At 70.4% G+C, this 26280-nt stretch carries 20 protein-coding genes and 1 pseudogene; 7 read left to right on the top strand and 14 right to left on the bottom strand.

All coding sequences use genetic code 11. The features are described from left to right. Window positions 1–104 (top strand): annotated as a pseudogene (locus CU044_RS27780) (ATP-binding protein); the annotation flags it as partial. A 90-nt stretch (window positions 105–194) separates the two neighbouring features. Here the strand turns inward: CU044_RS27780 and CU044_RS27785 are convergent. The 3 genes from CU044_RS27785 to CU044_RS27795 form a co-directional block, all read right to left on the bottom strand. Next, the gene (locus tag CU044_RS27785; RefSeq protein ID WP_129771514.1) at window positions 195–398 is read right to left on the bottom strand and encodes an acyl-CoA carboxylase subunit epsilon; all 204 of its coding nucleotides are present in this window, start codon (window positions 396–398) and stop codon (window positions 195–197) included. Window positions 399–444: 46 nt separating this feature from the next. Then, window positions 445–2028 carry an acyl-CoA carboxylase subunit beta gene (locus tag CU044_RS27790; RefSeq protein ID WP_129771515.1) on the bottom strand — a complete coding sequence of 528 codons (1584 nt, stop codon included), beginning with the start codon at window positions 2026–2028 and terminating at the stop codon, window positions 445–447. 151 nt (window positions 2029–2179) lie between these two features. Then, window positions 2180–4534 carry a polysaccharide lyase 8 family protein gene (locus CU044_RS27795; protein ID WP_240045885.1) on the bottom strand — a complete coding sequence of 785 codons (2355 nt, stop codon included), beginning with the start codon at window positions 4532–4534 and terminating at the stop codon, window positions 2180–2182. A 299-nt stretch (window positions 4535–4833) separates the two neighbouring features. Here CU044_RS27795 and CU044_RS27800 point away from each other — a divergent pair, with 299 nt between their 5' ends. Beyond that, a complete protein-coding gene (locus CU044_RS27800; protein ID WP_129771517.1) occupies window positions 4834–6039 on the top strand; it encodes a glycoside hydrolase family 64 protein in 1206 nt (401 codons plus the stop codon). A 125-nt stretch (window positions 6040–6164) separates the two neighbouring features. Here CU044_RS27800 and CU044_RS27805 read toward each other — a convergent pair whose 3' ends face one another. Next, the gene (locus CU044_RS27805) at window positions 6165–6674 is read right to left on the bottom strand and encodes a hypothetical protein (protein ID WP_129771518.1); all 510 of its coding nucleotides are present in this window, start codon (window positions 6672–6674) and stop codon (window positions 6165–6167) included. A 283-nt stretch (window positions 6675–6957) separates the two neighbouring features. On the opposite strand from CU044_RS27805, the gene CU044_RS27810 reads away from it, so the two are divergent. Then, the gene (locus CU044_RS27810) at window positions 6958–7578 is read left to right on the top strand and encodes a YceI family protein (RefSeq protein ID WP_129771519.1); all 621 of its coding nucleotides are present in this window, start codon (window positions 6958–6960) and stop codon (window positions 7576–7578) included. Between the two features lie 22 nt (window positions 7579–7600). Here the strand turns inward: CU044_RS27810 and CU044_RS27815 are convergent, their stop codons facing one another. Together CU044_RS27815 and CU044_RS27820 are read right to left on the bottom strand one after the other, a co-directional pair. Next, window positions 7601–8974 carry a hypothetical protein gene (locus CU044_RS27815; protein WP_129771520.1) on the bottom strand — a complete coding sequence of 458 codons (1374 nt, stop codon included), beginning with the start codon at window positions 8972–8974 and terminating at the stop codon, window positions 7601–7603. Between the two features lie 101 nt (window positions 8975–9075). Then, window positions 9076–10056 carry a LacI family DNA-binding transcriptional regulator gene (locus tag CU044_RS27820; protein WP_129771521.1) on the bottom strand — a complete coding sequence of 327 codons (981 nt, stop codon included), beginning with the start codon at window positions 10054–10056 and terminating at the stop codon, window positions 9076–9078. Window positions 10057–10357: 301 nt separating this feature from the next. Between CU044_RS27820 and CU044_RS27825 the strand changes: the two genes are divergently transcribed. Further along, the gene (locus tag CU044_RS27825) at window positions 10358–12247 is read left to right on the top strand and encodes a ricin-type beta-trefoil lectin domain protein (RefSeq protein WP_129771522.1); all 1890 of its coding nucleotides are present in this window, start codon (window positions 10358–10360) and stop codon (window positions 12245–12247) included. A 54-nt stretch (window positions 12248–12301) separates the two neighbouring features. Here CU044_RS27825 and cimA read toward each other — a convergent pair whose 3' ends face one another. The 3 genes from cimA to CU044_RS27840 form a co-directional block, all read right to left on the bottom strand. Continuing rightward, entirely contained in the window at window positions 12302–13918 is a 1617-nt protein-coding gene (gene cimA, locus CU044_RS27830; RefSeq protein WP_129771523.1) for a citramalate synthase, read from the bottom strand. A 372-nt stretch (window positions 13919–14290) separates the two neighbouring features. Then, window positions 14291–15379 carry a branched-chain amino acid aminotransferase gene (locus CU044_RS27835; RefSeq protein WP_129771524.1) on the bottom strand — a complete coding sequence of 363 codons (1089 nt, stop codon included), beginning with the start codon at window positions 15377–15379 and terminating at the stop codon, window positions 14291–14293. Between the two features lie 227 nt (window positions 15380–15606). Then, on the bottom strand, window positions 15607–16656 hold the full coding sequence (locus tag CU044_RS27840) for a 3-isopropylmalate dehydrogenase (protein WP_129771525.1): 1050 nt from the start codon (window positions 16654–16656) through the stop codon (window positions 15607–15609). Window positions 16657–16784: 128 nt separating this feature from the next. Here CU044_RS27840 and CU044_RS27845 point away from each other — a divergent pair, with 128 nt between their 5' ends. Next, window positions 16785–18362, top strand: a complete 1578-nt coding sequence (locus tag CU044_RS27845; protein ID WP_129771526.1) for a metallophosphoesterase family protein — start codon at window positions 16785–16787, stop codon at window positions 18360–18362. A gap of 46 nt (window positions 18363–18408) precedes the next feature. Here the strand turns inward: CU044_RS27845 and CU044_RS40090 are convergent, their stop codons facing one another. Together CU044_RS40090 and CU044_RS27855 are read right to left on the bottom strand one after the other, a co-directional pair. Next, window positions 18409–18540, bottom strand: coding sequence for a hypothetical protein (locus tag CU044_RS40090; protein WP_106982032.1), 132 nt, complete (start codon window positions 18538–18540; stop codon window positions 18409–18411). 296 nt (window positions 18541–18836) lie between these two features. Further along, window positions 18837–19397 (bottom strand): GNAT family N-acetyltransferase, encoded by a 561-nt coding sequence (locus CU044_RS27855; RefSeq protein WP_129771527.1) that lies wholly within the window; start codon window positions 19395–19397, stop codon window positions 18837–18839. Window positions 19398–19518: 121 nt separating this feature from the next. On the opposite strand from CU044_RS27855, the gene CU044_RS27860 reads away from it, so the two are divergent. Next, window positions 19519–20358 (top strand): DUF1206 domain-containing protein, encoded by an 840-nt coding sequence (locus CU044_RS27860; RefSeq protein WP_129771528.1) that lies wholly within the window; start codon window positions 19519–19521, stop codon window positions 20356–20358. Window positions 20359–20431: 73 nt separating this feature from the next. Here CU044_RS27860 and pruA read toward each other — a convergent pair whose 3' ends face one another. Together pruA and CU044_RS27870 are read right to left on the bottom strand one after the other, a co-directional pair. Then, window positions 20432–22063 carry an L-glutamate gamma-semialdehyde dehydrogenase gene (pruA, locus tag CU044_RS27865; RefSeq protein ID WP_129771529.1) on the bottom strand — a complete coding sequence of 544 codons (1632 nt, stop codon included), beginning with the start codon at window positions 22061–22063 and terminating at the stop codon, window positions 20432–20434. A gap of 57 nt (window positions 22064–22120) precedes the next feature. Then, complete coding sequence (locus CU044_RS27870; RefSeq protein WP_129771530.1) at window positions 22121–23047, bottom strand: proline dehydrogenase family protein; 927 nt, start codon at window positions 23045–23047, stop codon at window positions 22121–22123. A gap of 209 nt (window positions 23048–23256) precedes the next feature. On the opposite strand from CU044_RS27870, the gene CU044_RS27875 reads away from it, so the two are divergent. Beyond that, window positions 23257–24543 carry a helix-turn-helix domain-containing protein gene (locus CU044_RS27875; RefSeq protein ID WP_240045882.1) on the top strand — a complete coding sequence of 429 codons (1287 nt, stop codon included), beginning with the start codon at window positions 23257–23259 and terminating at the stop codon, window positions 24541–24543. Window positions 24544–24577: 34 nt separating this feature from the next. On the opposite strand, the gene serA is transcribed toward CU044_RS27875, so the two are convergent. Beyond that, on the bottom strand, window positions 24578–26170 hold the full coding sequence (gene serA, locus CU044_RS27880) for a phosphoglycerate dehydrogenase (protein WP_129771531.1): 1593 nt from the start codon (window positions 26168–26170) through the stop codon (window positions 24578–24580). Window positions 26171–26280 lie beyond the last annotated feature (110 nt).

Genomic DNA, 26280 nt, shown 5'->3' on the forward strand with positions numbered 1-26280 from the left:
GCCCCGACACCCCCATCATCACCACCGACGCCCGCCACCGCGCCGACGCCAAAAGCGGACTCATCACCCTCGTCGAACACGCCCTCATGGCCCGACTCCGGTAACCGTGACGGTCAGACGAAGGCCCCCGCACTCACCAGGAGTGCGGGGGCCTTCGTCGGTGCCGTGCCAGGGCGTGGGCTACGGCGTTGTGCTCAGCCCTGCCAGCTGTGCGGGGCGCGGAAGCCGGGAGTGCGCTCCAGCCGGCGCCAGCCCGCGGTGGAGCGGCCCCGGTGGGCGGGGGCCTCGGGCTGCGCGGCGGCGCGGGCCATCAGCACCGCCGTGATGGCGGCCAGCTCCTCGGGGCCGGCCTGGCCCTTCTCGACGCGCAGCAGGGATTCGTTCGTGATGTCGCTCATGGAGTCGTGTCTCCGTCTTCTCGGCGGGAGGGCGCGGGCCGCGGTCTTACTGCGGGGGGTTGCCGTGCTTGCGGGACGGCAGGTCGGCGTGCTTGGTGCGGAGCATCGCGAGCGCGCTCGCGAGCACCTCACGGGTCTCCGCGGGGTCGATGACGTCATCGACCAGTCCGCGCTCCGCCGCGTAGTAGGGGTGCATCAGCTCGGCCTTGTACTCCTTGACCATGCGGGCACGCATGGCCTCGGAATCCTCGGCCTCGGCGATCTGCTTGCGGAAGATGACATTGGCGGCACCCTCGGCGCCCATCACCGCGATCTCGTTGGTCGGCCAGGCATAGGTCAGGTCGGCCCCGATGGACTGGGAGTCCATCACGATGTAGGCCCCCCCGTACGCCTTGCGCAGGATCAGGGAAATCCTCGGCACCGTGGCGTTGCAGTAGGCGTACAGGAGTTTGGCGCCGTGGCGGATGATCCCGCCGTGCTCCTGATCGACACCCGGCAGGAAGCCGGGCACATCCAGCAGCGTGACGATGGGGATATTGAAAGCGTCGCACATCTGGACAAAGCGCGCAGCTTTCTCCGACGCCTCGATGTCCAGGACGCCCGCCAGCGACTGCGGCTGGTTGGCGACGATCCCGATGACCTGCCCGTCCAGTCGCGCCAGCGCGCAGATGATGTTACGGGCCCAGCGCTCGTGGATCTCCAGGAAGTCGCCCTCGTCGACGAGTTCCTCGATGACCTTGTGCATGTCGTACGGGCGGTTGCCGTCCGCCGGCACCAGGTCGAGCAGCACGTCGGAGCGGCGGTCCGCCGGGTCCTCGGAGGCGACCGTGGGCGGGTTCTCCCGGTTGTTCTGCGGAAGCATCGACAGGAGGTAGCGCACCTCGGCGATGCAGGTCTCCTCGTCGTCGTACGCGAAGTGCGCGACGCCCGAGGTCTCCGCGTGCACATCGGCGCCGCCCAGACCGTTCTGGGTGATCTCCTCACCCGTGACGGCCTTGACCACATCGGGGCCCGTGATGAACATCTGCGAGGTCTCACGGACCATGAACACGAAGTCCGTGAGGGCCGGGCTGTAGGCGGCGCCGCCCGCGCACGGCCCGAGCATCACGCTGATCTGCGGGATGACACCGGAGGCACGCGTGTTGCGCTGGAAGATCCCGCCGTAACCGGCGAGCGCGGACACGCCCTCCTGGATCCGGGCCCCCGCCCCGTCGTTCAGCGAGACCAGCGGAGCACCGGCCGCGATGGCCATGTCCATGATCTTGTGAATCTTCGTGGCGTGGGCCTCGCCCAGGGCGCCGCCGAAGATCCGGAAGTCGTGCGCGTACACGAAGACCGTGCGGCCCTCGACCGTGCCCCAGCCGGTGATGACACCGTCGGTGTACGGCTTCCTGGCCTCCAGGCCGAAGCCGCTGGCACGGTGCCTGCGCAGCTGCTCGACCTCCTTGAACGACCCCTCGTCGAGCAGCAGCTCGATACGCTCCCGAGCGGTCAGCTTGCCCTTCGCGCGCTGTGCCTCGGTCGCCCGGTCGCTCGGCCCTCGACGGGCCTCCTCGCGCAGGGCGTGCAATTCGGCCACACGGCCCCGGGCATCTACGGGCTCGCCCGGCGTCTCGTCCACTACGGTCATGTCCCAACCCTACGAAGAGCACCAAGGAATCGCGCCGTCGACTCCACACAGTCTCGTGGCGGTATTCCTGGTGGGCCTGGACAGAACCCGGCCCGTTGCGGGGTTCCTGAACAGCAAGCTACCCCCGGCTCTTGTGGGATTCCCCTAGATGTCAGCGCACGGCAAACTCACAGCGATGACTCGCGCCCGCTGTGCCGGGGGTGATCCTCAGGCGTACGCCACGGCCCGCCGCGAGCACCTCGACGGCAGGGTCGTGGCCGGTCACCCGCCGTACCGGCCGGTCCCAGACGATCTCCAGCGGCTCCCCCGTACGGGTGGGCCCGCTCACGCGGAACACCGCCGTACGGCCGCGGACCACGACGAGTACGCTCGCGGAAGCGGACGCGGTGAGCGGCCCCGCCGTCCCCGGCTGCCAGAAGTTCGCGGCGGTACAGCCGAGTGAGCGGATCTCCACCGCCTGCGCGGCCGCCGTATTGGCGAGGATCCCGAGCCAGTGGCGGTCGGCGGCGCGGGCCGCCACGGTACGCCGGGAGGCGCCGGGCAGCAGCAGATAGGCGTACGAGGCGTCCACCGGATCGGTGCCGTGGTCCAGCCAGAGAGTCCGGTAGCGGCGGGTACGCCGTTCAGTGGAACTGGTGGTGTTGATGTCGCTCCAGGCGCCCGTGCGCGCCTCCACGAGGGTGTGTACGCCGGCGCCGCCGGGGAAGACCCAGCCGCCGTGGCCTTCCAGATGGGCCCAGCGCGGGCGGGGCCCGTCGTCGAGCGTGAACGTGTCGGCGCCGTTCTCGCCGAGGTTGCGGTTGTCCACGACCGTCTCGGCCGGCACCCCGTCCGTGGCGCTGATGCCCGCGCCCAGACAGATGACGGCGTCGGCCGCGAAGAACCATGACGTGCGGGCTTCGAGGGTCGAGCCGAGGCCCTTGAGATGCTGGCCGACGGCGGCGAACTCCCCGTCGGTCACGCCGCCGACCCACCGTACGGCCGGTTTGGGGGCACCCCACTCGCCGCCGGCCCGGTCCGCGAGCCGCTTGGTGGAGACCGTCGTGCCCGGCAGCCGATACGGGTCGACCGTGGGCCAGAACCAGTCCGTGTACTGGTCGTTGCCCCGGTCCGCGCCCCACCAGTAGAGCATTCCGGCGCCGGTGTGCCAGCCGCGCGGATTCTCGCCGTTGCCGCACTCGTAGTGCGTGATCCGGTCGGAGGCCATGGAGAGCGCGGCGGCCCAGCCGGGCCGCCGGTGCACGGCGCGGTCCATCGCGGCGAAGAGCGTGTGGCCGACCGGCTCGGGGGCGGCGGGTACGGGCGAGGCGGCGACGGCGTGCAGCCGGGCGAGATCGGCGACGTCGAACTGGCGGGCGGTGAGGACCGGTGAGACGGTGTCCCGCTCGATCCACCCCTTGACCAGGGCGGTCCAGCGCTCCCGCTCGGCCGGGGAGGCACCGCCCGCGAGCAGCGGGATGGCCGCGATCAGCCCCTGGCCATGGAAGTGATCACTCCGCATCACCCCCTGGTCGTCGCTCAGGAGATAACCGCGGCTGATGGCCCGGCCGTTGACGCCGTCCATCATCAGCCCGTTGTAGATCAGCGGGGCGTAGGCGCGCTCCACGCTGTCCAGGATGACCTGCCGACCGGGGTCGGTGACGGCCCAGGTGGAGCCGGCGAGCAGGGTGAACAGCCGGCCGAGGCCGTCCAGCATGACCTGCCCGTACGTACCGGAGTAGGCGACCCAGGTGTGCTGGACGAAGGAGCCGTCGGCGTAGAGTCCGTCGCCCTTCGTGACATACGGGAAGACGGGCGAGAGGGCGTCCCGGGCGAGGGCGAGCTTGGCGGGGGCCCGGCCGAGCACCCCGCGCAGGGCGACGGAGCGGCAGAGGTCGACCCGGTTGGCGCCGGTGCTGGTGCCCGAGTAGTCGGCGAGCAGCGCGTCGGGGACGAAGTGGTCGACGGCGGCGCAGGCCGCGGCCCGCTGCTCCTCGGTGAGCTGCTCGTACAGGACGGCCACGAGGTCCATGAGCAGCCGGGGAGAGCCGATCTGCCACTCCCACCAGTTGCCGTACGGGGTGGTCGCGGGGCGGTAGACGGTCGCGGAGAGATGGCCGAGGCCGCGGACGACCTCGGCGAGGAGCGCCGCGTCGCCCGTGAGCCCGGTGCCCGGCTGTGCGTACGCCTGGGCCATCGTCCACAGCCTGCTGTAGCTCTGGGTGATCCCGGACGGCGGGTCGAAGGGGCGGTCCGGCCAGAGGGAGGCGGCTGCCGGGGCCATCGACCGCCGGAAGCGCGCGGCCAGTTCACCGGTCCGCGCGAGCCGGGAGGCGTACGGCTCGACGGCCGGGTCGTAGCCGGTGCCGAGCTGGAGGTCCACCCAGCGCCTCCGCAGCTCCTCGAACTCATCGGCGGCGGCCCGCTGTCCGGCGGAGGCCGGGCGGGAGAGCGCGAGCGAGAGGGGGACCGAGAGGGCGCCCGCTCCGGTGACGGTCAGAAAGGCGCGACGGGACCAGGCGGACAGCAGCGACACGGAAACCCCCGCGATCGGAAGTGGTGCAGACCGGCTGCCCGTTGGTCTAGCAGCACGTGCGGCCGCTTTCAACGGTCCCGACGCGGTGGAGTGCCGCGCCCCCACGCGGGCGGATGTGCCCAACCACGGTCCGTGTCCGCCAAGTTGTGAGGACCGGAAGATTGTGAGAGCGCTCTCAAGCTCAACTCTTGACGCGTTCCCCACGCGTCGCAAGAGTGGTTGCCCACGCAGGCGCGGCCCCCACATACCGCGTTACTCCCTGCGTTCCCCCACATTTCAGGAGAACATTCGTGATATCCCGCAGACTGTTCCTCACCGGTACGGCCGCGGCCGCGACAGCGCTCACCTATCCCGTCTGGGGAAGCGCTCTCAGCCCCCACGCGTCGGCCGCCCCGGAGACCTGCGAGCTGGCCCTGCGGAACACGTCGCTGCCGGGCGCGGTCAACGCGTATGTCACCGGCCACGACCAGGCCACCAACAGCTGGGTGCTGCTGCGTGCCGACGGCAGCGTGTACCGGCCGGAGTCACCCGGGGCGCCGCAGACCCCGCTGCCCGTCGACTGCGCGATCCCGCTCAACCCCGCGGGCGGCGCGCCGGTCGTCCTGACGCTGCCCCGGATGTTCGGCGCCCGCGTCTACTTCGTACGCGACGACAAGCTGGACTTCTTCCTCAACCCGGGCCCCGCCCTGGTCGAGCCGGCCTTCGCGACCCCCTCCGACCCCAACTACGGCCGCACCTGGTCGTTCTGCGAGTTCACCTTCAACCAGGACCAGCTGTTCTCCAACATCAGCTATGTCGACCTGGTGACGGCCCTGCCCATCGGCATCACGCTGGAGGGCGACGCCACCCATACGGTCGCCCCGCTGCCCGAAGGCGCCCTGGAGCGGATCGCGGACGGGCTCACCGCCCAGGCGGGCGTGGACGGTCACCCCTGGGACCAGCTGGTCCTGCGCGGCGGGGACGGGCGGGTCCTGCGCGTCATCTCGCCGCAGAACCTGGCGGGCCAGACGCCCTTCGCGAATGTCTTCGACAGCTATGTCGACCAGGTCTGGGAGAAGTACCGCTCCACGGATCTGCGGATCGATCTCCAGGGCGGGCGAGGCGTGTTCACCGGCCGGGTCAGCGGTGACACGCTCACCTTCAACGGGGGCCACACCTTCGCCAAGCCGACCTCGATGGACATCTTCACCTGCAACAGCGGGCCGTTCGCGAACAACCCCGCCGACTCGGACGACAAGAAGGGCCTGCTCGCCCGGCTCGGGGCCGCCTTCAACCGCTCGACGGTGCTCAGCCACGCGGACCAGCCGAACGGCGCCACGGCGGCCGACTACTACAAGGACCCGGTCACCAACCACTTCGCCCGGGTGGTGCACGCCAACACCCCGATCGGCTACGCCTTCCCGTACGACGACGTGCAGCCGGACGGCCAGCCGGACGTCTCGGGCGCGGCGCACGACGGCAACCCGCGCCGCTGGACGGTGTCGGTCGGTTCCTGACCCGGCCTTCCGGCCCGGTACCCGCGGGAGAACTCCCGCACGGGAGCTTCCGTACGACGACGGTGCCCCGCCCTCCCGGGACCGGGAGGGCGGGGCACCGTCCTGTGTACGGAGCGCCAACGGCGTCAGCAGCCGCCGCAGTTGTAGAACGTCACGTCCCAGTGGTTGCCCTCGTCGGCGTAGACGTTGCCGGCGCCGGACTGCCACTGCGGAGCGCCGTCACCGCGCACCCCGATGTACGTGAAGGTGTTCTTGATGTAGTTGGTGACGCAGGTGGCCTTGCCGAAGTCGAGCTTGTAGCCGTTCCAGTGCGAGTACGTGCCGCCCGCGTGGCCGGTCTCCGTACCACCCGTGATGTTGAGGCCGCAGCCGCTGGCGCTCTTCAGCGTCTGCGCCCCCTTGGCCGAGTCCAGGTTGAGCTGGTCGAACGACGTACAGGTCGGGGTGTTGCGGTCGGAGCAGCCACCCGACGAGGACCAGGTGATCGCCGACGACCGGAACATCGAGGTGGCGGTGGCGTGGGTGATCTTGGTGGCGGCCTGTGCGTCCGTGGCCGCGCTCAGAACACCGAATCCGGGGGCGAAGAGCGCGCCGAGCACGAGGGCGAGCGCGCTGAGAACCGAGCGGATTTTCATTGGGGGGATTCCCTCTCCTGCTGAAGACCATGGAGCCGATTGGTGCCGATGGGCGATGGAGCCGATGGGCGGTGGGGCCAATTGGGCGGTGGGGCAGGTGGAACAGGGAGATGGTGCCCGATGTCTACGCGCGTCCGCCAGAGGGCGGCGCCCTCGGGAGAACTCGATCGGATGACATTGTTGAAATCTGAACCAGACACGTCTATGGTGAGTGTCGTTGAAGGTTAAACAACCACCGCGCACACCACTACCTACCGCGCACACCACTACCTCAGGAGCAGTCATGGGAATCTTCGGCCGCAAGAACGACTCCGCTCAGACCACGGCCTCCGCGGGCACCGCGACCGCCACGGTGGACCCGGCGCTCGCCGCGCTGACCGGCGAATACACCATCGACCCGGCGCACAGCACGATCAGCTTCACCGTCCGGCACGCGATGGTCACCAACGTCCGGGGCACCTTCACGGAGCACGAGGGCTCGCTGAGCCTGGACGGTACGGACCCGACAGCCTCCTCGGCGCTGATCGAGGTCGCGATCGCCAGTGTCGACACCGGGATCGCGGACCGCGACGGTCATCTGCGCAGCGCCGACTTCTTCGACGCCGAGACGTTCCCGAAGATGTCCTTCCGCTCCACCACCGTCGAGCAGCTGGACGCGGAGACCTACCGGCTGACCGGTGACCTCTCCATCAAGGACGTCACCCGGCCGCTCACCATCGATCTGGAGTTCAACGGCTCGGCCACCGACGTGTACGGCAACGAGCGCGTCGGTTTCGAGGGCAGCGCCACGATCCTGCGCTCCGACTGGGGCCTGACCTGGAACGCCGCGCTGGAGACCGGCGGTGTGATGGTCAGCGACAAGGTCAAGCTGAGCTTCGACATCTCCGCGATCAAGAAGGCCTGATATCCCCCGGACCGGACGGAATCTAGAACCCGCCGCCCCCGCCGTCGAACCCGCCACCCCCGCCGAAGTCCCCTCCCCCGCCGAAGCCTCCGCCGCCGAAGTCGCCCGGGTCGAAGTCCGAACCCGAGTAGTCTCCGCCGCCGAAGCCGGACGGGTCACCGCCGCCGAAGTCCGCGGCATAGGCGGGGGTCGCCATCATCGAGCCGAGCATCGTGCCGACCAGCAGCCCCGGCAGCAGCCCGCCGCCGAAGTAGCCGCCGGCCCACGGTCCGTACGCCGGTCCTGCCTCCCAGTAGGGGCGGCGGCCGTGCTCGGTCTCGACCGTACGGGTCTGCGGGTCCGCACCGTCCGCCAGCCGGGCGGCGTCGGCCGCGCAGACCGGGACCGTACGCCGGACACCGGCGGGCGGCGCCCACTCCGCGTCCGTCACCGAAGGGCCGTGCCGCGGATCGAAGAAGCACGGCGAACGGCGCTCCGGAAGCGGGGCGCCCGTCCTGCGCGCAGCCAGCATGGCCAGCGCGAACCGGCCGTCCTCCAGCGCCTCGGTCACCCCCCGCACGTCCTCGGGCCGTTCCGCCGCCCCCATCAGGGACTTGGCCTTCTCGTAGGAGTCCAGGGAACGTTCGTAGTCCGCGCGCATCGCGTCATCGGCGCCCGGCTCGCCGGGGTGGAAGTCGAGCCGGTCCAGCTCCTCGCCGAACGCGGTGATGTCCTCGTCCACGACGACCCGCAGCTTCTCCAGCGCCTCGCGGGTGCGCTCGTCACGCTTGCGGCGGTTGACGCGCGCCACGGTGTACGCGCCCGCGCCGCCCAGCACGACGACGGAGCCGAGCACGATCAGCCCGGTGGACGAGCTGCCCGCGCCGCCCGAGCCCGACCCGGTGTCCCAGGAGGCCGGGGCCTGGCCTCGGACCTGTGGCAGGGCCTGGTCCACGAAGTTGTTCAGCTCGGTCGCGGCGTCGACCGGGCCGCCCGCCTTGACCGCGTCCGTGAGATTGCCGACGGCCCGGCCGGGCATCACCGAGGCGTCGGCGCCGGCGTTGAATCCGTCGCCCAGACGGATGGCGTACAGCCCTGTCACGCCGGTCTCGGTCCGTACGTCCCGCAGCACGTCCGACGCCGGGAACTGGGCGTTCGCCGGCAGGACCGCCACGAAGAGCGGTTTGTCCGCGTCCTTGATCTTCTTCGCCAGGGCCCCGGCCTCGGACGCCGAGAGCTGCCCGGCGGCCCGCGGGTCCACATAGACCGGGCTCTTCTTGAGGGCCTCGCCCACGGCCTGAGGGCCGCTGGCGGCCGGGGCGTCGGTGGCCGCGCCCGCGCCCGGCGCCACCAGGAAGGCCGTGGCGAGGAAGGCGAGAAGCAGCCCGGACAGAAGGGAAATCAGCCTCGTCCTCATACATATTGACGCTACCCGAAGTACGGCCGAACCGGACGGGCGAGGAAATGACGGAACGGGAACGAGGTCCGACGGGAACGAGGGCTCAGGGGAGCGCGGGCCTACGGCGCCGACTCGCGGACGATGATCTCGGTGGGCAGGACGACCGGCCCGCCGGGCACGGACGACGTCCCGGCGAGATGTCCGAGCAGCAGCCGCGCCGCCATCTCCCCCATCTGCTGGGTGGGCTGGCGGACGGTGGTCAGCGGTGGCTCCGTGTGCCGGGCCAGCGGAACGTTGTCGAAGCCGACCACCGCGACGTCGTCGGGGACCTTGCGCCCCGCCGCCCGCAGGGCCCGCAGCGCGCCGGCCGCGCTGATGTCGTTGTGCGCGAACACGGAGTCGAAACGGACCTTGTTGTTGAGGAGTCTCTCCACCGCGAGCCGTCCCGACAGCTCGGTGAAGTCCCCCACCATGACGAGTTCGGTGGGCAGGACCTCGACGAAGCCCCTGAGCCGGTCGCGTACGCACCCGAAGTGCGAGGGCCCGGTGATCACGAGCGGTCTGCGGCGCCCGCCGGCCAGCAGATGGCGGGCCGCGGAGGCGCCGCCCTCGTGGTTGGTCGTCTCCACGGACGGAAAGCCCACGGGGCGGCTGCCCCGGTCGTCGATCAGCACGACGGGCAGCCCCTTGCGGTGCAGTCCGACGATGGTGTCGAGGGTGTTCTCCGGCTCCACGACGAGCAGTCCGTCGAAGGCGCGGGCGGAGACCTGGGTGACGAAGTGCTCCACCGAGTCGGGGCCGCGGTTGCAGGTGAAGAGCAGCAGGCCGTAGCCGGCCGCCTCGACGGTGTCCACGACCCCCTGAAGGACCTCGCCCATCCAGGGCCAGCTGAGCGCGGGCACCAGCATGCCGATCGTATGGCTGCTGCCGCGGGCCAGTCCCACGGCGCCCGAGCTGGGGACGTAGCCGAGCCGGGCGATCACGGCCCGGACACGGGCGGCCGTGCCCCGGTCGACTTCACCTTTGGTATTGATCACCCGCGACACGGTCGTCTTGCTGACGCCGGCCTCACGGGCCACATCGGCGATGGTGACACGCATCGTGGCCTCCCCGAAGAGGTGGGGAACCGGACGCGGCCCCACAGGCCGGTACCGGTCCCGGAACCGGTACCGGTGCTCGGCGGTGAGTTAACCGGCGCGCAGGACCGCCGTCAACACTTCACACCGAGATTGGTCCGCACCTTTGTTACGTACCAGGCCGGCCGCAGGTCAGGGATGACGCGGGGACGTTGTGCGTTCAGTTTGTGAATACCCGGCCTCTTGACGGACGTTCGTAACGGCAGTTCACTCACGCCGCACGGCATCACCCCCCACAGCACTGCCGATGAAGGGCAGCAGACTTATGTCGAGATCGACTGGCATCGGGCGGCGGCTGACGAGGACGCTCCTCGCGGGCGCCCTGGCCACCGCCGGACTCACCGGCCTCTCCGCCGGTACGGCGCAAGCCGCCGGCGAGCAGGTCAACATCTGGCTGACGACAACCGACGACAGCGGAGGACGCCATGTCACCCGCGGTCTCCAGCAGCAGACCCCCGTCACCTTCCAGCCGGGCAACGGCGGCAGCGGTACGAACGTCAGCGTCGACGAGGGCGCCCGCTATCAGACCTTCACAGGCGGCGGGGCGTCCTTCACGGACACCGCGGCCTGGCTGATGAAGGGCAGCGGCGCGCTCTCCCAGGCGACCCGTGACGACACGATGAAGAAGCTCTTCTCGCCCACCGAGGGCATCGGGCTCTCCTTCATCCGCAACCCCATGGGCGGCTCCGACCTCGCCCGCTTCGGCTACACCTACAACGACATCCCGGCGGGCCAGACCGACCCGGGTCTCGCGCGGTTCTCCCTCGCGCACGATCTGGCCGATGTGCTGCCGCTGACCAAGCAGGCCAAGCAGCTCAACCCGGCGCTGACGACCATGGCCTCGCCGTGGACGGCGCCGGCCTGGATGAAGGACAACGGCCAGCTCAACGGCGGCTGGCTGAAGGCGGAGAACTACGGCACGTACGCGGACTACTTCGTCAAGTACCTCCAGGCCTACCGCGACCAGGGCATCCCGGTCGACTACGTCTCGGTGCAGAACGAGCCGACCTGCTGCGCCGGTTACCCGTCGATGAGCTGGAACGCCTCGGGTCTCGCCTACTTCACCAAGAGCGAGCTGCTGCCCAAGCTCCAGAGCGCGGGTCTGTCCTCCAAGGTGCTGGCGCACGACTGGAACTGGGACACGTACGACGCGTACGCGGCGGAGACCGTGAACGACGCGGCCGTCCGCAACCACCCCAACTTCGGCGGTGTCGCCTGGCACGGCTACGGCGGCAACGTCCAGAAGCAGACGGACGTCCACAACCAGTATCCGCAGCTGAACGCCTTCCAGACCGAGCACTCCGGCGGTACCTGGATCGCCAATCAGCAGCGCGAGGACATGTCGAACATCATCGACTACACCCGCAACTGGGCGAAGTCGGTGACCAAGTGGTCGCTGGCGGTGGACCAGAACCGCGGCCCGCACAACGGCGGCTGCGGCACCTGCGACGGGCTGATCACGGTCCACAACGGTGACGGCCGGCACGGCCAGGTCGACTACACCATCGAGTACTACACGATGGGTCATCTCACGAAGTTCGTGAGGCCGGGCGCGGAGCGCATCGCCTCCACCGCAAGCTCCACCGTGCCCAATGTGGCCTGGCGCAACCCGGACGGCTCCAAGGCGCTGATCGCGTACAACGACGCGTCGGCCGCCCGTGAGCTGCGGGTCAACTGGGGCGGGCAGAACTTCAGTTACTCGCTGCCGGGCAAGACCTCGGCGACGTTCACCTGGTCCGGCACCCAGTCCGGCGGTGGCGGCACCGGCACCTCGGGCACCTTCACCGGGCTCGGCGGCAAGTGCCTGGACGTGGCGGCCGGCGCGAGCGCCAACGGGACGGCCGTCCAGCTCTACGACTGCAACAGCTCGACGGCCCAGCGCTGGACGGTGGGCACGGACTCGACGATCAGGTCACTCGGCAAGTGCCTGGACGTGACGTCGGCGTCGACGGCCAACGGCGCCAAGGTGCAGTTGTACGACTGCAACGGAAGCGGTGCCCAGCAGTGGACGTACAACGCCGGGACCGGTGACATCGTCAACACCGCGGCGGACAAGTGCCTCGATGTGACGGACAACTCCCCGGCCAACGGCGCCCGCGCCCAGATCTGGACCTGCACCGGAGCCGCCAACCAGAAGTGGCGGCTCCAGAGCTAGACCAGCCGTCCGGGAGCCCGGACGGGCCGGGGGCGGACCGCGCGGAGCGGGTGACTACTCCGCCGGTTCGACCCCGGCCCGCAGCAGTCCGTACGTGTACGCGTCCTCCAGCGCCTGCCAGGACGCCGCGATCACGTTCTCGCCGACCCCGACCGTGGACCAGTCGCCGACCCCGTCGCCCGTGGTGATCAGCACACGGGTGGTGGACTCCGTACCGTGCCTGCCTTCCAGGATGCGGACCTTGTAGTCCACCAGCTCCAGCTTGGCGAGCTGCGGATAGATCCGCTCCAGACCGACCCGCATGGCCCGGTCCAGGGCGTTGACCGGGCCGTTTCCCTCGGCGGTGGCGACGATCCGCTCGCCCTTGGCCCACAGCTTCACGGTGGCCTCGTTGGCGTGCGTACCGTCCGGCCGGTCCTCGACGATCGCGCGCCAGGACTCCGTACGGAAGTAGCTGCGGGGCCGGCCCTCGACCTCTTCGCGCAGCAGCAGTTCGAAGGACGCGTCGGCCGCCTCGTAGGTGTAGCCCTTGAGCTCGTGCTCCTTGACCCGGCGGACGACCCGGCCGACCAGATCGCGGTCATCGCCGAGGTCGATGCCCAGCTCCCGGCCCTTCAGCTCGACGGAGGCGCGGCCCGCCATGTCGGAGACGAGCATCCGCATGGTGTTGCCGACCCGCTCGGGGTCGATGTGCTGGTAGAGGTCGGGGTCGACCTTGATCGCGGAGGCGTGGAGTCCGCCTTTGTGCGCGAAGGCGGAGACGCCGACATACGGCTGGTGGGTGGAGGGCGCGAGGTTGACGATCTCCGCGATGGCGTGCGAGATCCGGGTCATCTCGGCGAGCGCGCCCTCGGGCAGGACGCGCTTGGCGTACTTCAGCTCCAGCGCGGCGACGACCGGGAACAGGTTGGCGTTGCCGACGCGCTCGCCGTAGCCGTTGGCCGTGCACTGGACATGGGTGGCGCCGGCGTCGACGGCGGCGAGGGTGTTGGCGACGGCGCAGCCGGTGTCGTCCTGGGCGTGGATGCCGAGCCGGGCTCCGGTGTCGGCGAGCACGGTGGTGACGACGGCCTGGATCTGCGCGGGCAGCATGCCGCCGTTGGTGTCACAGAGGACGACGACATCGGCGCCCGCTTCGGCGGCGGCCCGTACGACGGACTTGGCGTACTCGGGGTTGGCGCGGTAGCCGTCGAAGAAGTGCTCGCAGTCGACGAAGACGCGGCGGCCCTGTTCACGCAGGTAGGAGACGGTGTCGCGGACCATCTCGACGTTCTCGTCGAGGGTGGTGCGCAGCGCCAGCTCGACATGGCGGTCATGCGACTTGGCGACCAGGGTGACCACCGGGGCGCCGGATTCGACCAGCGCCCTGACCTGTGGGTCCTCCGCCGCTCTGGCTCCCGGCCTTCGGGTGGAGCCGAAGGCGACGAGCTGGGCGTTCTTGAAGTCGATCTCCTGCTGGGCGCGGGCGAAGAACTCGGTGTCGCGCGGGTTGGCGCCGGGCCAGCCGCCCTCGATGAAGCCCACGCCGAAGTCGTCCAGGTACCGGGCGATGGCCAGCTTGTCGGCGACGGTCAGGTTGATGCCCTCACGCTGGGCGCCGTCGCGCAGCGTCGTGTCGAAGACATGAAAGCTGTCGTTGTGCACCGTGGGCCCAGTGGACTCAGTGGTCATGGTGTGTAGCTCCTGTCGAGTGGAAGGACTGGCTCCACTTGCCCCCATCATCGCTCGCGCCTCTCTCCGGCGATGATGGGGCCGGAAAACGAAAAAACCTCTCGCGGGTGCGAGAGGTCTGCGCGCGGGTCTGGGGCACGGTGGCCGCGCCGTACATGGTGGTACGAGGCGATCACTGCGGACCGGCGCGCCTGCTGCCAATAATCGTGGCGAACGAGAGCACGGGACGATTTTCGCATGTCTGGCGCGCGGGGGAAGGCCCGTCTCACGATGCGGTCAGGACGGATGAGCGGTGCGTGACGACAGCGCGTCATGGGACAGCCGCCGAGACCCGCGCCCGGGGCCTCGGCGGCCGTTCTCGGGGCAGGGCCGTCAGCCCAGCTCGTGCATCCAGCCGTGGGTATCGGCCGCCCGGCCCGTCTGGATGTCCAGCAGGGCCTCGCGCAGCCTCAGCGTGACCTCGCCGGGCTCGCCGCCCGACTGGGTCCACTCGCCGCCCGTGGACTTGACCACACCGACCGGGGTGATCACCGCGGCCGTACCGCAGGCGAAGACCTCGGTGAGGGTCCCGTTCTCGGTGTCGCGGCGCCAGTCCTCCTTGGAGATCCGGCCCTCCTCGGAGCTGTAGCCGAGGTCGGCCGCCAGTCGCAGCAGCGAGTCACGGGTGACGCCCGCCAGCAGGGAGCCGGTCAGCTCGGGGGTGACGATGCGGTCGCCGTACACGAAGTACAGGTTCATCCCGCCCAGTTCCTCGACCCAGCGGTGCTCCACCGCGTCCAGGTAGACCACCTGCTCGCAGCCCTTCTGCGCGGCCTCGGCCTGGGCGAGCAGGGACGCCGCGTAGTTGCCGCCGGTCTTGGCGAAGCCGATGCCGCCGGGCACCGCGCGGACGTAGTTCTCCGAGAGCCAGACCGAGACCGGCTTCACCCCGCCGGGGAAGTACGCGCCGGCCGGCGAGGCGATGACCAGGAACAGATACTCGTTCGCCGGCCGCACCCCGAGCCCGACCTCGGTGGCGATCATGAACGGGCGCAGATAGAGGGAGGCCTCCCCGCCGTGCGCGGGCACCCATCCCTTGTCCTGCTGGACCAGCGCGTCGCACGCGGCGATGAAGGTCTCGACGGGCAGCTCCGGCATGGCGAGCCGGCGGGCCGAGACCCGGAAGCGCTCGGCGTTGGCCTCGGGCCGGAAGGTGGCGACCGAGCCGTCGGGGCGGCGGTAGGCCTTGAGCCCCTCGAAGATCTCCTGCGCGTAGTGCAGGGTCATGTTCGCCGGGTCGAGTGAGAGGGGCCCGTACGGGACGAGCTGCGCGTCGTGCCAGCCGCGTCCCTCCGTCCACCGGATCGTCACCATGTTGTCGGTGAAGTGGCGGCCGAACCCCGGGTTGGCCAGGATCGCCTCGCGCTCAGCGTCGGACAGCGGGTTCGAGGAGGGCTTGAGTTCGATCGTGGGCGTGGTCATGAATACTCGTCCTTCACCGGTTGATGTGACGGACCGCGTTCACGTCGCTACGACTACTAGGACGTCCGAGCATTCCCGCGTGCCGCGGCCCACGCCGATTATCGCGCGGGTCGGGACGGATGCATGAAACGGGGTGAAAGCGGCCCTTGGATGATGGTGGCACCCGGAGGCCGCAAAAGAACAGCCGCCGGGCTCCGAAGACCCGGCGGCTGTGAGGAGTCGACGGGTCAGCTCGCTACTCGTACGGCGAGCGCGTCACCGATCTGGTCGGTCGTACGCGCGGTGGCCGCCGTACCGTCACGCCCGGCGAGATCGGCCGCGACGGCCTCCTCCACCCGGACGGCCTCGGCGTCGAAGCCGAGGTGTCGCAGCAGCAGGGCGACGGAGAGGATGGTGGCCGTGGGGTCGGCCTTCCCCTGGCCCGCGATGTCCGGCGCCGACCCGTGGACCGGCTCGAACATGGACGGGAACGTACGGTCCGGATTGATGTTCGCGGACGCGGCCAGGCCGATACCGCCGGTCACGGCGGCGGCCAGGTCGGTGAGGATGTCACCGAAGAGGTTGTCGGTGACGATCACGTCGAAGCGGTCGGGCTGGGTGACGAAGAAGATCGTCGCGGCGTCGACATGCAGATAGTCGGTGGCGACGTCGGGGTACTCCTGGCCCACGCGGTCGAAGATGTTCTTCCACATGTGGCCGGCGTAGACGAGGACGTTGTTCTTGTGGACCAGCGTCAGCTTCTTGCGCGGACGGGAGTTGGCGCGCTCGTACGCGTCACGGACGACCCGCTCCACGCCGTACGCCGTATTGAGACTCACTTCGGTGGCCACCTCGGCGGGCGTGCCCGTGCGCAGCGAACCTCCGTTGCCGGTGTACGGACCCTCGGTGCCCTCGCGGACGACGACGAAGTCGATGTCCGGGCGGCCCGCCAGCGGCGTGGCCGTGTTGGGGAAGAGCTTCGACGGCCGCAGGTTCACGTAGTGGTCGAAGGCGAAGCGCAGCTTGAGCAGCAGTCCGCGCTCCAGGACGCCGGACGGCACGGTCGGGTCGCCGATCGCGCCGAGCAGGATCGCGTCATGTCCCTTGAGGGCCTCCAGCTCCGCGTCCGGGAGGGTCTCCCCGGTGCGGTGCCAGCGGCTCGCGCCGAGGTCGTACTCCTTGGTCTCCAGCTTCACATCCTGGGGAAGGACCGCGCGCAGGACCTTCAGGCCCTGGGCCACGACCTCCTGGCCGATGCCGTCACCGGGGATCACTGCGAGATTGAGGCTGCGAGACATGGGTGCACCTTACCGCTCGTCCCAGTGCATGACATCGCGTGTCCATTCTGTGGACAGATTGCGAATCAGTCGTCAACTGGACGCCCGCGATACATGCATCCGCCACCCATTGGTGTCACGGTCGGCACATGGAAACTCCCCGCGTCGGGATTCCCGACCATCTCGCCTCCCGTATGACCATGCCGGAGCAGCACGCGTACCTGCGCGAAAAGATCGGCCGACGCGGCCTGCTGCGGGCGGGCACGTTCGCCGCCGGGACGGTGGCGGGCGCCGGTCTGCTCGGCTCCAGCGCCGCCACCGCGGGCGCCACCACGGCCACCGCGCCCGCCTTCCTGCCGTCGTCGGCCGCCGTACGGGTCGACGGATCGCTGGTGGCCCCGTTCGGCCGCCACCTGGCCTTCGGCTCCGACCCGAAGACCATGATGTCCGTCTCGTGGCAGGTGCCGTTCGCGGTGCGGAACCCCTACGTCCGGGTGGGCCTGAAGCCCTGGGACCTGAGCCAGAGGATCAAGGCGGAGGTGCGCTCGCTGCACACCCCGTCGCTGTCCGCCGAGCTGCCCGCGGTGGACCAGTACTACCTGCATGTCCCGCTGGAGCGGCTGCGCCCCGGCACGACCTACTACTACGGCGTGGGCCACGAGGGCTTCGACCCGGCGGACGCGCGCAACCTGGGCACGGTCGGTACGTTCCGTACGGCCCCGCCGCGCGCCGAGCCGTTCGTCTTCACCGCCTTCGGCGACCAGGGCGTCTCCTACGACGCCCTCGCCAACGACCAGGTGATCCTGGGCCAGAACCCGGTCTTCCATCTGCACGCGGGGGACATCTGCTACGCGGACAGCAGCGGCCAGGGTCTGCCCGCGGACACCTACGACGCGCGGGTCTGGGACCAGTTCCTGGCGCAGACCGAGTCGGTGGCCTCGCGGGTGCCCTGGATGGTGACCACCGGCAACCACGACATGGAGGCCTGGTACTCCCCCGACGGGTACGGCGGCCAGAACGCGCGCTGGTCCCTGCCGGGCGGCGGGCTGGATCCGGTGACGTCGCCGGGCGTCTACTCGTTCCGGTACGGCAATGTCGGCGTGGTCGCCCTCGACGCGAACGACGTCTCCCACGAGATCCGGGCCAACGCCGGCTACACCGACGGCGCCCAGACGCGCTGGCTGGACCGGCGGCTCGGTGAGCTGCGCGCGGACAAGGACATCGACTTCATCGTGGTGTTCTTCCACCACTGCGCCTTCTCGACCACGAACGCCCATGCCTCGGACGGCGGGGTGCGCGACGCGTGGGTGCCGCTCTTCGACAAGCACCGCGTCGACCTGGTCGTCAACGGCCACAACCATGTGTACGAGCGCACCGACGCGCTGCGCGGCGGCGTCGTCGGGCGCCGGGTGCCGGTCGGTGAGTCGGTCAGTTCGGTACGCGACGGCATCGTGTACGTCACGGCGGGCGGCGCGGGCAAGGCGCTGTACGACTTCCCGGTGCCCGACAGTTACGAGGGCCATGTCGCCGAGGTCGAGAGCGTGCCGTCGTACCACTGGGAGCGGGGCGGCGCCAAGGCCACCGAGACCGTGGAGTGGTCGCGCGTGCGCTACACCGGGTTCTCGTTCCTCGCCGTCGAGGTGACGACGGGCCACCGCCCGGCGCTGAAGGTCTCCGCGCTCGCCGAGAGCGGCGAGCGCGTGGACCACTTCACCATCACGCGCTGACTCCCGCGCCGGCCGGTGGCCGGCGCGGATCAGCGACCGGCGCGGGTCAGTGGCCGGTCGAGCCGCCGTTGTCCCTGCGGTCGAGAGCACGCTGGAGGGCGGCGGCGGCGTTCTTGCGGTCGGATTCGCTGGTGCGGGAGGTGTGACGGACGCGGCGGCGGACAGTCGTCTCGGCCATGATGATCGACTCCTTGGAATAGCTGAGCCACGCGGCGGGACCGCGTGATGCGTCAGCGCTGCCGGAAGGGGCGCGGCCGGAAGGGGCGGGGGCATACGCGACAGGGATTGCCTGTGTGCGGGCGCGTGCCAACAACCGCCATTCGCTGGATCGAGCGAGACGTTCGGCTCATTCCAAGCTAAGCGAGGATCGGCGCTCTGTCCCCACGATTACTCGGACTTCCTACTATCTGAGACGGTGATCACTCCGACCTGCGGAAATCCCTCGTGGGTCGGCGAAGATCCACCGGACGCGCCCTACATCACATCGCCGTCGCGCCAGTCGAAGACCAGCGCCGTGTCATCCCCGGGGGACGCCGGTCCCGGGAGGGGCCGTCCCGCCGCCGGACGCAGATACGTGGAGCCCTCCTCGTCCGGCAGCCGTACCACTCCCCCGGGCGCCAGCACCTCGATCCGGTGCGGCCAGGACTGCCAGCCGCGCGCCCGGTAGAGCCGCGCCCCGTCCTCCGAGGCGGAGAGCGCCCCGGCGTCGTACGCGCCGTCGATCACGCGCTCCAGCACCTCCATCACCCGGTCGCCGAGCCCCCGTCGGCGCCGGTCGGCCCGTACGCCCACGGCCTCGACGTAGCCGACGCGGTAGGAGCGGCCGTCGTGCAGCACCCGGCGCTGGACCACACTGCCGTGCGCGAGGAGCGTGCCGTCCGGGTCCCGTACGAGGGCGTGCACACCGCCGAGCCCGTGGTCCCAGTCCTCGTCGGAGAACCCGCCCTCGAAGGCGGCGTCCAACAGGGCGCGGATCTCCGTGAGTTCGGCCTGGGAGAGCTCGAAGGTGTGGGCGGTGCGCAGGATTTCGGTCATACGCGCCACTCTCTCAGGGCCCGCCCTCCGCCGCGCGTTCCAGGCCCTGTCTTCAAAGTCTCGCCGCGGGGCCCGCTGTTTCCGGGCGGAGGGCCGGGGCACTCGACCAGCGGAGGCCCATATGAACGTACACACGGCGTCACTCAACGGACGAGGCAAGGCGCGACAGGCGGCGAACAGCCAGGCCATGGACGGGGCGGCCCGCTGGGGCTTCGCCGCGCGCGGGGTGATCTATCTGCTCATCGGCGTGCTCGCGCTCCGGGTCGCGTTCGGCGGTGGCGGCCCGGAGGCCGACCGCGGCGGCGCGCTGGCGGAGATCGCGGGGCAGCCGTGGGGCGTCGTCCTCCTCTGGGCCCTGGGCATCGGGCTGGCGGGCATGGCGCTGTGGCGCCTCTCCGAGGCGCTGTTCGGCGCGGCGGGACCCGACGGCCACAAGACGCACAAGCGGCTGCTGTCGGCGGGACGGGCGGTCTTCTACGGATTCGTCGCCTACTCCGTGCTGGCGTTCGCCGCCGGTGACAAGGGCAGCGGCAGCGGGTCCGGCGACCGTCAGTCGCGGGATGTCACCGCCAAGGCGCTGGAGCTGCCGGGCGGGCAGTGGATCGTGGGGGCCGCGGGGGTGGGCATCACCGCCGCGGGGCTCTGGGTCGGTGCCCGCGCGGTGCTGCGCAAGTACCACAAGCATCTGAAGCTCGGCCGGATGTCCCGCGGGGCACGGCGGTTCCTCGATGTGACCGGCGTCGCGGGCGGGGCCGCGCGGGGCGTTCTCTTCGCCGCCCTGGGGGTGTTCGTCGTCCAGGCGGCCGTCGCCTATGAGCCGGACCGGGCCAAGGGGGTCGATGACACCCTGCGCTCCTTCACCGACACCCCGGCGGGGCCCTGGCTGCTCGCGGTGGTCGCGGTGGGGCTGGCACTGTTCGGGATCTTCTCGTTCATGATGGCCCGCTGGCGCAGGGTCTGACGCTCCGGGCATGGAGCCGCCCCCGTACCGGCGAAGGGGGGTTGCCGGTACGGGGGCGGAGTCTGCGGGGCCGTCAGCCCATGTGCGGGTAGCGGTAGTCGGTCGGCGGGACCAGCGTCTCCTTGATGGCGCGGGTCAGTGTCCAGCGCATCAGGTTCTGCGGGGCGCCCGCCTTGTCGTTCGTACCGGACGCGCGGCCACCGCCGAAGGGCTGCTGGCCGACGACGGCGCCGGTCGACTTGTCGTTGATGTAGAAGTTGCCCGCCGCGTAGCGCAGCTTCTCCATCGCGTCGGCCGCGGCGGCGCGGTCACCGGCGATGACCGAGCCGGTCAGGGCGTACGCCGAGACGGACTCCATCTGCGCGAGGACCGTCTCGTAGTCGGCGTCGTCGTACACGTGCACCGCGAGGATCGGGCCGAAGTACTCGGTCGTGAAGACCTCATTCTCTGGGTCGGTGCAGGCGATGACGGTCGGCCTGACGAAGTAGCCGACGGAGTCGTCGTACGTACCGCCCGCGACGATCGTGCACGTCGGGTCGGCGGCGGCGCGGTCGATGGCGGCCTTGTTCTTGGCGAAGGCGCGCTCGTCGATGACGGCGCCGATGAAGTTCGAGAGGTCGGTGACATCGCCCATGGCGATCCCGTCGACCTCGGCCGCGAACTCCTCCTTGAACCCGTCGTTCCAGATCGACGCCGGGACATAGGCGCGCGAGGAGGCGGAGCACTTCTGGCCCTGGTACTCGAAGGAGCCCCGGGTCAGCGCCGTCCTGAGGACCGCGCGGTCGGCGCTCGGGTGGGCGACGACGAAGTCCTTGCCGCCGGTCTCGCCGACGATCCGCGGGTAGGAGCGGTACGTCTCGATGTTGTTGCCGACGGTCTTCCACAGGTGCTGGAAGGTCCTGGTCGAACCGGTGAAGTGAATGCCCGCCAGGTCGCGGTGGTTCAGGGCCACCTCGGAGACGGCGATGCCGTCGCCCGTCACCAGGTTGATGACGCCCTTGGGCAGGCCGGCCTCCTCCAGCAGCTCCATCAGCAGCACGGCGGCGAGGGTCTGCGTGGGGGACGGCTTCCAGACCACGACATTGCCCATGAGCGCGGGCGCGGTCGGCAGGTTGCCCGCGATCGCCGTGAAGTTGAACGGGGTGATCGCGTAGACGAACCCTTCGAGCGGCCGGTGGTCGAGCCGGTTCCAGACGCCGGGCGAGTTGGCCGGCGGCTGCTCGGCGAGCAGGTCACGGGCGTACTTGACGTTGAAGCGCCAGAAGTCGACCAGCTCGCAGGGGGTGTCGATCTCGGCCTGCTGGGCGGTCTTCGACTGCCCGAGCATGGTCGCGGCGGCCAGCGTCTCGCGCCACGGTCCCGCGAGCAGTTCGGCGGCGCGCAGGATGATCGCGGCGCGGTCGTCGAAGGACATGGCGCGCCAGCCGGGGGCGGCGGCCAGGGCGGCGTCGACCGCGTCGCGCGCGTCCTGCTGGGTGGCGCCCGCGAACGTACCGAGCACGGCCCGGTGGTTGTGCGGCTGTACGACGTCGACGCGCTCGCCCCCGCCCATCCGCTTCTCGCCGCCGATCGTCATCGGCAGATCGACGGGGTTCTCGGCCAGCTCCTTGAGCTTGACCTCAAGACGGGCCAGCTCCGGGGAGCCCGGGGCGTAGCCGTGCACCGGCTCGTTGACCGGCGCGGGAACCTGGGTCACAGCGTCCATGGGTGCCGAATCTCCTTCATCAGTAGGTCAGGGGCGGTCGGTCTCGGTGGCGGCGGTTCAGCCGCGGCTGACCAGCGAACGCAGGAAGAACGCGAGGTTGGCGGGGCGCTCGGCGAGGCGGCGCATGAAGTATCCGTACCAGTCGGTGCCGTACGCGATGTAGACACGCATCCGGTGTCCCTCGGCGGCCAGCCGGTCCTGCTCGGCCTCCCGGATGCCGTACAGCATCTGGAACTCGTACTCATCGAGCTTACGTCCGGCGCGGCGGGCGAGGTGCTGGGCGATCGCGATGAGGCGCGGGTCGTGGGAGCCGACCATCGGGTAGCCGCCGCCGTTCATCAGGATCCTGAGGCAGCGGACATACGCCCGGTCGACCTCTCTCTTGTCCTGGTACGCGACGGACGCGGGCTCCTTGTAGGCGCCCTTGACGAGCCGCACGCGCGAGCCGGCCTCGGCGAGCCTCCGGCAGTCCTCCTCGGTGCGGAAGAGGTACGACTGGACGACCGCGCCGGTCTGCGGGAAGCGGTCGCGCAGCTCGCCGTGGATGGCGAGCGTCGAGTCGATGGTGGTGTGGTCCTCCATGTCGAGGGTGACCGTGGTGCCGATCTCGGCGGCGGCCTCGACGACGGCGGTGACGTTCTTCAGCGCGAGGTCGTGTCCGCCGGGCAGGGCCTGCCCGAAGGAGGAGAGCTTGACCGACATCTCGGCGCGGGCGCCCAGCTCAAGCGGGGCGAGGGCCTCGATCAGCCTCAGATAGGCGTCCCGGGCGGCCAGCGCCTCGGTCGGGTCGGAGATGTCCTCGCCGAGGACGTCGAGAGTGATCTCCAGACCGCGGCCGGCCATGTTCTGGACCACCGGGACCATCTCCGTGACCGACTCACCGGCGATGAAGCGGTTCACCACGGGCTTGGTGACCGGGGCGGCCGAGACGACACGGCGCATTCTGTCGCTCCGCGACGCGGCGAGGATCACGGGACCCAGCACGGGGCACCTCCACGGTGAGATCGAGAGAGCCGTAACCGAACGACCGACCATCCGCCGAACATCCGCGAGACGGAATCGATCAGTTCGGTACAGCAAGGAGAACCACTGTGAAATTTAAGGACCGGTACGTTCCTCAGCCATCGACAGCTGTCACGCATCCGTGGCCCGGATCTCAGACATGTGTCTGAAAGCAGTGGGAGAATGTCCGGGTGAAGGACGATTATCAGGAGCTGGTCGACGAGATCTCGGCGCTGCTCGGTGTCCCCGCGACGCTGGAGAACCGGGACTTCGGACTGATCGCCTTCGGTGCGCACGACAGCGAGGACGACACGGCCATGGACCCGGTCAGGACGCGTTCGATCCTGACCAGGAAGTCCACCCCGGCGGTCCGCGCCTGGTTCGAGGGCTTCGGCATCACCCGCGCGACGGAACCGGTCCGTATCCCCGCCGCCCCGGACGCGGGCGTCTTCCGGGGCCGGATCTGTCTGCCCGTACGGCACCGGGGCACGGTGCTCGGCTATGTCTGGCTGCTCGACGACTCCGATCCGGGGCCGAGCGCCTCCCGGCTCGCGGCGGCCATGGAGGTGACCTCGCGGATCGGTGATCTGCTCGCCGACGAGGTGCGGGCGGGCGCGGATCTGGCCCGCGAGCTGCGCGCCGTGCTGACGGCGGAGCCGGGCTGGCAGCGGGACATGGCGCTGGGCGCGCTGCGCGCCGCGCTGGGGCCGAGCGCGGACGGACCGCATGTGGTGCTCTGCGTGGCGCCCTGGCGCGGTGAGGAACCACGGGTACGGGCGGTCCCGGGGACGGCGGCGCTGTGCACGCTGCCGTACGGGGCGGTGGCCGGGGGCCGCACGGCGTCGGTCACGACAGCCGGCCCGGCGGCCGGGCGCCCGAACGGCTCGTCGGCGGGCGCGACGACCGGCCGGGTGAGCGGCTCGGGGAACGGCTCGGTGAGCGGTTCGGTGAGCGGTTCGGTGAGCGGCCCGGGTGAGGCGGACACGCTCGCTCTGCTCGTACGGCTCCGCTCACCGGACGCGCTCGCGCCCGTCCTCGCGGCCGTCGCCCGGCTGTGCGAGGACGCGGGCCCGGGGGCCGCCGCCGGTTCCTGCGCGCCGCGCCGCGGTCTGGCCGAGCTGCCCGCGGCCTGGCGGGAGGCGGTCTCGGCGGCCCGCGCCTCGGTCGCCCAGCCCCGTTTCGGCCCGGTGGCGCAGTGGACGTCGATCGGCCCGTACCGTCTGCTGACCGCGCTCCCCACCGGGCCCGACCCCGTGATCCGGCCGCTGCTGGACCCCGTACACGCCGAACTGGCCCACACCGCCGAGGTGTTCCTCGACCATGCGGGCCAGGCGGGGCGTACGGCGTCGGCTCTCGGCATCCACCGTCAGACGCTCTACTACCGGCTCTCCCGGATCGAGCAGCTGACGGGTCTGGAGCTGGACGACGGCGAGGACCGGCTGCTTCTCCATATGGCCCTGAAGGCGACCCGGCTCTGACGCACGGGCCGCGCGCGGGCAGGAGGCGGTCGGATCAGTCGGTCAGATCCACCGAGCGCGCCGAGGCCGCGCCGATCTCCTCCGAGATCTCCGCCAGTACGGCCGGCGGTACGTTGTCGTCGACGGTGAGCACGACCAGCGCCTCGCCGCCCTCCTCCGCCCGCGAGACCTGCATCCCCGCGATATTGAGCCCGGCCTCGCCGAGGATCCGGCCGACCGTGCCGACCACACCGGGGCGGTCCTCGTAGCGCAGCACGATCATGTGCTCGGCCAGCGCCAGCTCCACGTCGTACTCACCGATCGCGACGATCTTCTGGAGGTTCTTGGGCCCGGCCAGCGTGCCGGAGACCGAGACCTCCTCGCCACCGGAGAGCGTGCCGCGCACGGTCACCACATTGCGGTGGTTCGGGGACTCGCTCGACGTGGTCAGCCGGACCTCGACGCCACGCTCCTGCGCGAACAGCGGGGCGTTGACATACGACACGGTCTCGGCGACGACATCCTCGAACACGCCCTTGAGCGCGGACAGTTCGAGCACCTTCACATCGTGCTGGGTGATCTCGCCGTACACCTCGACATCGAGCCGGACCGCGACCTCGCCCGCGAGGGCGGTGAAGATCCGGCCGAGCTTCTCGGCGAGCGGCAGCCCCGGGCGTACGTCCTCGGCGATGACCCCACCCTGGACGTTGACCGCGTCCGGCACCAACTCGCCCGCGAGCGCGAGCCGTACGGACCTGGCGACCGCGATGCCCGCCTTCTCCTGGGCCTCGTCGGTGGACGCGCCGAGGTGCGGGGTGCAGACGACCTGGTCGAACTGGAAGAGCGGGGAGTCCGTACAGGGCTCCTTGGAGTACACGTCCAGACCGGCGCCGGCGACCCGGCCCTCCTTGAGCGCGGAGGCGAGCGCCTCCTCGTCCACGATCCCGCCGCGCGCGGCGTTCACGATCCGCACCGTCGGCTTGACCTTGTGCAGCGCCTCGTCGCCGATCAGACCGAGCGTCTCGGGGGTCTTCGGCAGGTGCACGGTGATGAAGTCCGAGACTTCCAGCAGCTCGTCCAGCGTCAGCAGCTTGACGCCCATCTGCGCGGCGCGGGCCGGCTGCACATAGGGGTCGTACGCGACGATCTTCATACCGAAGGCGGACATGCGCTGGGCGACCAGTACGCCGATGCGGCCGAGGCCGACGACGCCCAGCGTCTTCTCGCTCAGCTCGACGCCCGTGTACTTGGAGCGCTTCCACTCGCCGTTCTTGAGGGCGGTGTTGGCCTGCGGGATATTGCGCGCGGTGGCGACCAGCAGACCGCAGGCCAGCTCGGCGGCGGTGACGATGTTCGAGGTCGGCGCGTTCACGACCATCACGCCTGCCTTGGTGGCGGCGGAGACATCCACGTTGTCGAGGCCGACGCCGGCGCGGGCGACCACCCTCAGCTTGCCCGCGGCGGCGATGGCTTCCGCGTCGACCTTGGTCGCGGAGCGCACCAGGATCGCGTCCACGCCGGCGATGGCGGGCAGCAGCTCCGCGCGGTCGGCGCCGTTGCAGTGCCGGATCTCGAAGTCCGGACCGAGCGCGTCGACGGTGGCGGGCGAAAGCTCTTCAGCGATGAGTACGACAGGTTTCGAGCTCACGTGAGTCCTCACAAGTCCCATAGCGGACGGCCGTCCCGACGGCCGCATGCGGTGGAGGGTTCTGGCCGCGTGGAAGACGCACGACGCTGTGGGCCTGACGCGTATGTGCT

The sequence above is a fragment of the Streptomyces sp. L-9-10 genome, from assembly GCF_004151105.1.
Lineage (GTDB): Bacteria > Actinomycetota > Actinomycetes > Streptomycetales > Streptomycetaceae > Streptomyces.

Excerpts from the sequence above, each read along its gene's own strand:
- CU044_RS27785 (WP_129771514.1), bottom strand. The coding sequence starts at position 398 with ATGAGCGACATCACGAACGAATCCCTGCTGCGCGTCGAGAAGGGCCAG.
- CU044_RS27790 (WP_129771515.1), bottom strand. The coding sequence starts at position 2,028 with ATGACCGTAGTGGACGAGACGCCGGGCGAGCCCGTAGATGCCCGGGGC.
- CU044_RS27805 (WP_129771518.1), bottom strand. The coding sequence starts at position 6,674 with ATGAAAATCCGCTCGGTTCTCAGCGCGCTCGCCCTCGTGCTCGGCGCG.
- CU044_RS27810 (WP_129771519.1), top strand. The coding sequence starts at position 6,958 with ATGGGAATCTTCGGCCGCAAGAACGACTCCGCTCAGACCACGGCCTCC.
- CU044_RS27815 (WP_129771520.1), bottom strand. The coding sequence starts at position 8,974 with ATGAGGACGAGGCTGATTTCCCTTCTGTCCGGGCTGCTTCTCGCCTTC.
- CU044_RS27820 (WP_129771521.1), bottom strand. The coding sequence starts at position 10,056 with ATGCGTGTCACCATCGCCGATGTGGCCCGTGAGGCCGGCGTCAGCAAG.
- CU044_RS27825 (WP_129771522.1), top strand. The coding sequence starts at position 10,358 with ATGTCGAGATCGACTGGCATCGGGCGGCGGCTGACGAGGACGCTCCTC.
- cimA (WP_129771523.1), bottom strand. The coding sequence starts at position 13,918 with ATGACCACTGAGTCCACTGGGCCCACGGTGCACAACGACAGCTTTCAT.
- CU044_RS27835 (WP_129771524.1), bottom strand. The coding sequence starts at position 15,379 with ATGACCACGCCCACGATCGAACTCAAGCCCTCCTCGAACCCGCTGTCC.
- CU044_RS27840 (WP_129771525.1), bottom strand. The coding sequence starts at position 16,656 with ATGTCTCGCAGCCTCAATCTCGCAGTGATCCCCGGTGACGGCATCGGC.
- CU044_RS27845 (WP_129771526.1), top strand. The coding sequence starts at position 16,785 with ATGGAAACTCCCCGCGTCGGGATTCCCGACCATCTCGCCTCCCGTATG.
- CU044_RS40090 (WP_106982032.1), bottom strand. The coding sequence starts at position 18,540 with ATGGCCGAGACGACTGTCCGCCGCCGCGTCCGTCACACCTCCCGCACC.
- CU044_RS27855 (WP_129771527.1), bottom strand. The coding sequence starts at position 19,397 with ATGACCGAAATCCTGCGCACCGCCCACACCTTCGAGCTCTCCCAGGCC.
- CU044_RS27860 (WP_129771528.1), top strand. The coding sequence starts at position 19,519 with ATGAACGTACACACGGCGTCACTCAACGGACGAGGCAAGGCGCGACAG.
- pruA (WP_129771529.1), bottom strand. The coding sequence starts at position 22,063 with ATGGACGCTGTGACCCAGGTTCCCGCGCCGGTCAACGAGCCGGTGCAC.